This window comes from Bradyrhizobium sp. SHOUNA76, assembly GCF_023006445.1.
In the GTDB taxonomy this organism is placed as follows: domain Bacteria; phylum Pseudomonadota; class Alphaproteobacteria; order Rhizobiales; family Xanthobacteraceae; genus Bradyrhizobium.
Genome location: NZ_JALBHA010000437.1, coordinates 1 through 5,588, shown reverse-complemented (window position 1 = coordinate 5,588; position 5,588 = coordinate 1). Strand labels below are relative to the sequence as shown.

3 protein-coding genes and 2 pseudogenes are annotated in these 5,588 nt (G+C 63.0%); 3 read left to right on the top strand and 2 right to left on the bottom strand.

Annotation, left to right across the window (positions count from 1 at the left end; all coding sequences use genetic code 11):
- Together MOV74_RS30075 and MOV74_RS30070 are read right to left on the bottom strand one after the other, a co-directional pair.
- Positions 1 to 261, bottom strand: a pseudogene (locus MOV74_RS30075) (TonB-dependent siderophore receptor); the annotation flags it as partial.
- 207 nt (positions 262 to 468) lie between these two features.
- Positions 469 to 708 carry a hypothetical protein gene (locus MOV74_RS30070; RefSeq protein WP_025035676.1) on the bottom strand — a complete coding sequence of 80 codons (240 nt, stop codon included), beginning with the start codon at positions 706 to 708 and terminating at the stop codon, positions 469 to 471.
- A 374-nt stretch (positions 709 to 1,082) separates the two neighbouring features.
- On the opposite strand from MOV74_RS30070, the gene MOV74_RS30065 reads away from it, so the two are divergent.
- The 3 genes and pseudogenes from MOV74_RS30065 to MOV74_RS30055 form a co-directional block, all read left to right on the top strand.
- Entirely contained in the window at positions 1,083 to 2,252 is a 1,170-nt protein-coding gene (locus MOV74_RS30065; RefSeq protein WP_246930355.1) for an efflux RND transporter periplasmic adaptor subunit, read from the top strand.
- The gene (locus MOV74_RS30060) at positions 2,249 to 5,395 is read left to right on the top strand and encodes a multidrug efflux RND transporter permease subunit (RefSeq protein ID WP_246930353.1); all 3,147 of its coding nucleotides are present in this window, start codon (positions 2,249 to 2,251) and stop codon (positions 5,393 to 5,395) included. Before MOV74_RS30065 ends, MOV74_RS30060 begins: the two co-directional genes overlap by 4 nt.
- Positions 5,396 to 5,459: 64 nt before the next feature.
- Positions 5,460 to 5,588, top strand: a pseudogene (locus MOV74_RS30055) (invasion associated locus B family protein); the annotation flags it as partial.

Here is a 5,588-nt window from a genome sequence, read left to right as displayed (position 1 = left end):
GTTGCGGGCGCGGATTTGCTCCGGCGAAGGCTTCGAGGCCGTCGGACGCGGACGCGCGACAGGAGCGTCGACCGTCACCGGCGGCAGGTTCGACTGCTGCGCCTGCGCCCCGCTCGAAACGGACGCCGCTGCGATCAAGCTCGCAACCGCGGAGACCTTCTTGCCGGAAACGCACGCGAACTTTTCATTCCCCAGATCGAATGCTGCGACCGAACGCAACGACTTCGGTGCGACCACCTGCCCCATTACCAAACGCCCCATCTTCCTGTTCGCTCATTCACTTCGACGAACGATGGGTTGTTGGTATCGGCCGCAAAATAGTGGGTCAATGCGAGCGCCTCGCAAGAACCCTTGAATCAATCCAGATCAAAACAATTCTAAACTGCAGTTTGAAATCGTTCTAAGCTAAGACTGGACTCATTCTAAAGACGACGCCAAATGCGTGCAATTGACGGTGTGCTTTCAGCATCAATCGCTGCTCGGCGGCTTCATCAGCGAGAACAATTCATCGACGGTCTTCTGCGCGACCGCGCGCACGCGATCGGTGTTGTCCATCCCCGCGATGTTGACGCCATTCACGACGGCCTTGATCTCGTCTCGGAAGTCGGTGAGGAAGCGCAAGGGATCGCGCTGCTCGTTGGCCACACGCGCGATCAATCCCGTGATCAGAATCTGACACGCGATCAGCTTGCCGTTCAATTCGTCCATGCTGCGCTCCCTTGTGGCGGCGCCGATATGGACGATGCCGAAATTCCTGACAACCGAAACAGCTTCCGCGGTATTTAGAAACGTTCTTGTCGCCGGCACCGAGCCGCGGCTCGGCGCGGCGCCATTGAGGTTGAGCACATCGTCTGCGAGTGCCGCACAAGACTTGCCCGCCGATCGATCCGGCCGAGAAAATGCAGCACTGCACACCGCCGCGCCAGACCACTGCCCAGGTGGTGCAAAGCTTTCCAATTGTTTAGGATTCTCAACGGATAGTGCTGTTTACACTGGAACTTGGCGTGTATTATACAAACGCGGTGGAACCCTGCGATTGCCCTATAATTCATAGCTGAGGGCACGAGCCGACACGAGACGACATGAAAAAGTCCCGGCCGATCCTCTGGCTTCTCATCATCGCGGCAGCGGCCTCCGCGGGTTACTATGGTTGGCAGAAATTCGGGCCTGAAGCCGGAAAAACCCAGACCGCCCAGAAGGGTCCACCCCGCCCGCCCGCCGTCCCCGTAAGCGTTGCGCCGGTTCAGAAGCTCGACTTCCCGGTCTACCTGACCGGTCTCGGCACAGTTCAAGGCTTCAACACCGTCCAGGTCCGCAGCCGGGTCGACGGTCAGATCGACAAACTCGCCTTCAAGGAAGGGCAGATTGTCCAGCAGGGCGAGCTTCTGGTCGCGATCGATCCCCGTCCCTATCAAGCCACGCTCGACCAGGCCAAGGCCAAGAAGGCGCAGGACGAGGCGAGCCTCGCCAACGCCAATCTCGAACTCCAGCGCGCCATGAAGCTCGGCGAATTCGCGACCGCGCAGCGGGTCGATACCCAGCGCTCCACAGTTGCCCAGCTCACCGCCCAGATCGCCGCCGACGAAGCCGCGATCGCCAACGCCCAGACCCAGCTCGACTACACGCAGATCAAGGCGCCGATCACGGGGGTCGCAGGGCTCCGCCAGGTCGACATCGGCAACATCGTCAACGCCTCGACGCAGACGGGCATCGTCACGATCTCGCAGGTCGAGCCGATCACCGTGATCTTCACGGCACCGGAAGACCAGCTCCCTTATATCAGCGAAGGCCAGCGGGCCGGTGCGCTCAAGGTGATCGCCTTCACGACCGACGGCAAGAAGACGCTGGCCGAGGGCAAGCTCGCGGTCATCAACAACCAGGTCGACACCACCAGCGGCACCATTCGGCTCAAGGCGGTGTTCGACAACAAGGACCACACCTTGTGGCCGGGCCAGTCGGTTTCGACGCGGCTCCTGGTTCGGACGCTGAAAGACGCGACCGTGGTTCCCGATGATGCTGTCCAGCATTCCACCGACGGCCTGTACGCTTATACCGTCAATCAGGACAACAAGGCCGAAGTGCACAAGATCAAGGTCAGCTACAGCATCGACGGACGCTCGGTCGTCGATGAAGGCCTGATCCCCGGGCAGCAGGTCATCACCGGCGGTCAATTCAAGGTGCAGCCCGGAAGCCTCGTCTCGACAGCGGTGGCGAGCTCGGATCCGGCGCAGAACAAGGTTCGACAGGAATGACCGAGGGCGGGATTTCGGCACCTTTCATCCGTTATCCCATCGGCACCTCGCTGCTGATGGCCGGCATCCTGTTCGTCGGCCTCGTTGCCTACCCGCTGCTGCCGGTCGCGCCGCTGCCGCAGGTGGACTTCCCGACCATCCAGATCACCGCCAACCTGCCCGGCGGCAGCCCCGAGACGATGGCCTCGTCAGTGGCGCAGCCGCTCGAACGGCAATTCGCGCAGATCCCCGGCATCGCCCAGATGACCTCGACGAGCTATCTGGGCACGGCGTCGATCACCATCCAGTTCGACCTCAATCGCAGCATCGACGGTGCCGCCAACGACGTCCAGGGTGCCATCAACGCCGCCAGCGGCCAACTGCCGAAGAACCTGCCCTCGCCGCCGACCTACCGCAAGGTCAACCCGGCGGACGCCCCGATCCTGCTGCTGTCGGCGACCTCCGAGACGTTGCCGTTGACCAGCGTCAGCGACGCCGTCGACGCCCAGCTCGCCCAGCAGATCAGCCAGCTTTCGGGCGTCGCGCAGGTCTTCATCGGCGGACAGCAGAAACCTTCGATCCGCATTCAGGTCGATCCCGGAAAGCTTGTGGCAAAGGGCCTGTCGCTGGAAGACGTGCGCAGTGCGATCGCGATCACCACGGTCGACAGCCCCAAGGGCAATATCGACGGCGAGAGGCGCGCCTATACGATCTACGCCAACGACCAGCTCACGCACTCGAAGGACTGGAACGACGTCATCATCGCCTATCGCAACGGCGGTCCGTTGCGCATCCGCGACATCGGCCAGGCGGTCAGCGCCGCCGAAGACGCCAAACAGGCGGCCTGGGCCAATGGCAAGCGCGGCGTGTTCCTGGTGATATTCAAGCAGCCCGGTGCCAACGTCATCGAGACCGTCGACCGCATCAAGGCCACCCTGCCCCGGCTGGTGGCTGCTATTCCGCCCGCAATCAAGATCGAGCTGATCAGCGACCGCACCACGACGATCCGCGCCGCGGTGGAAGACGTCCAGTTCACCCTGCTCCTGACCATCGCGCTCGTGGTCATGGTCATCTTCATCTTCCTGCGCAGCTTCTGGGCCACCGTCATTCCCACGGTGACGGTGCCATTGGCGTTGCTCGGCGCATGCGCCTTGATGTGGGTGGTCGGCTATTCGCTCGACAATTTGTCGCTGATGGCGCTCACCATTGCGGTCGGATTCGTGGTCGATGACGCCATCGTGATGCTCGAGAACATCACCCGCTACATCGAAGAAGGCGACTCGCCCATGGTGGCCGCCTTCAAGGGTTCCAAGGAAATCGGCTTCACGATCGTCTCGATCAGCATCTCGCTGGTCGCGGTGCTGATCCCCCTGCTGCTGATGGGCGGCATCATCGGGCGCCTGTTCCGCGAGTTCGCCGTGGTGCTGGCGATGACCATCTTCGTCTCGATGTTCGTGTCGCTGACGCTGACGCCGATGATGGCCTCGCGCTTCCTGCGCGCGCATGGCGAGGTGACGCACGGCAAATTCTACCAATGGAGCGAGCGCGCCTTCGACGGGCTGCTGCGCGGCTACGAATACGTGCTCGACCACGCCCTGGCCTGGCGACGCACCACGCTGGCGATCTTCTTCGCCACGCTCGGATTGTCGATCTACCTGTTCGTCCTGATCCCGAAGGGCTTCTTCCCGCAACAGGACGTCGGCCTTATCACGGCCACATCCGAAGCCTCGCAGGACATTTCGTTCAAGGAGATGGTCAGGCGCCAGGAGCAGCTCGGCAAGATCATCCTGGCCGATCCCGACATTGCCAGCGTTGCCATGTCGATCGGCGGCAGTGGCCGCGCCGGCAACAACGGCAATTTGTTCATCACGCTGAAGCCGCGCGACCAGCGCCAGGCCTCGGCGCAGGAGATCATCGCGCGGCTGCGTCCGCAGTTCGACAAGGTCGAGGGCGCCCGCCTCTACATGCAGGCCGCCCAGGACGTCCGGCTCGGCGGCCGGCCGACCCGTACGCAGTTCGAATTCACGCTGCAGGACGCCAATCTGGACGAACTCAACGAATGGGCGCCAAAGATTCTCTCCAAGATGCAGACGCTGCCGCAACTGCGCGACGTCGCGACCGACCAGCAGACGCGGGGCACCACCGTCCAGCTCAAGATCAACCGCGACACCGCCTCGCGCTACGGCATCCAGCCGCAGATGATCGACGACACGCTGTATGACGCCTTCGGACAGCGGCAGGTCACGCAGTATTTCACTCAGCTCAACACCTACAAGGTGATCCTCGAAGTCCTGCCGGAAATGCAGGGCAGTCTCGAGACATTGAACAAGCTCTATCTGAAATCGCCGCTGACCGGCGAACAGGTGCCGCTGTCGACCTTCGCGACCTGGACCACCGATCCGGTCCGCCCGCTCTCGATCAGCCACCAGGGCCAGTTTCCGGCGATCACGATCAGCTTCAACCTCGCGCAAGGGGTTGCGCTCGGCCAGGCGACCGAAGCCGTCCAGAAGGCGATGGCCGATCTCGGAACGCCGCCGACACTCAATTCCAGCTTCCAGGGCACCGCGCAGGCGTTCCAGCAGTCGCTCGGCACCGTGCCGCTGCTGATCCTCGCCGCACTCGTCGTGGTCTATCTGATCCTGGGCATCCTCTACGAGAGCTACATCCATCCGATCACGATTCTGTCGACCCTGCCCTCGGCCGGCGTCGGCGCGCTCGCGATCCTGATGGCGGCCGGCTTCGACTTCAGCCTCATTGCCCTGATCGGAATCATTCTCCTGATCGGCATCGTGAAGAAGAACGGCATCATGATGGTCGACTTCGCGATCGCCGCCGAACGCGACGAGCACAAGACGCCGGCGGAATCGATCCGCCAGGCCGCGCTGCTGCGCTTCCGCCCCATCATGATGACGACGATGGCCGCGCTGCTCGGCGGCGTGCCCTTGATGCTCGGTCACGGCACCGGCGCCGAGATCCGCCAGCCCCTCGGCTACGCCATGGTCGGCGGCCTGATCGTCAGCCAGGCACTGACGCTGTTCACCACGCCCGTGGTCTATCTCTATCTCGACGAACTCAACAACTGGTTCTCGGGCTGGGGCCGTCCGAGTGACGGTGACAGCCACGAGACGGTCGAGCACGGCACCGTCAAGGAAGCCGCCGAGTAAGCTTGCGCCGCGTCTCCCGCGACGCTACAGCGAGACCCCCGGTTCACGCCAACGTGGTTTCGCCATGCCCATGCAATCCCGATTTGTCGCCCTCGCCGCCGCGGTCCTGTTGTCAACGGGGGCCGCCTATGCGCAGCAAGGCGCGAAGAAGAACGCCCCCGCCCCGGCGGCACAGCCTGCTCCGGCCCCGACG

Excerpts from the sequence above, each read along its gene's own strand:
- MOV74_RS30070 (WP_025035676.1), bottom strand. The coding sequence starts at position 708 with ATGGACGAATTGAACGGCAAGCTGATCGCGTGTCAGATTCTGATCACG.
- MOV74_RS30065 (WP_246930355.1), top strand. The coding sequence starts at position 1,083 with ATGAAAAAGTCCCGGCCGATCCTCTGGCTTCTCATCATCGCGGCAGCG.
- MOV74_RS30060 (WP_246930353.1), top strand. The coding sequence starts at position 2,249 with ATGACCGAGGGCGGGATTTCGGCACCTTTCATCCGTTATCCCATCGGC.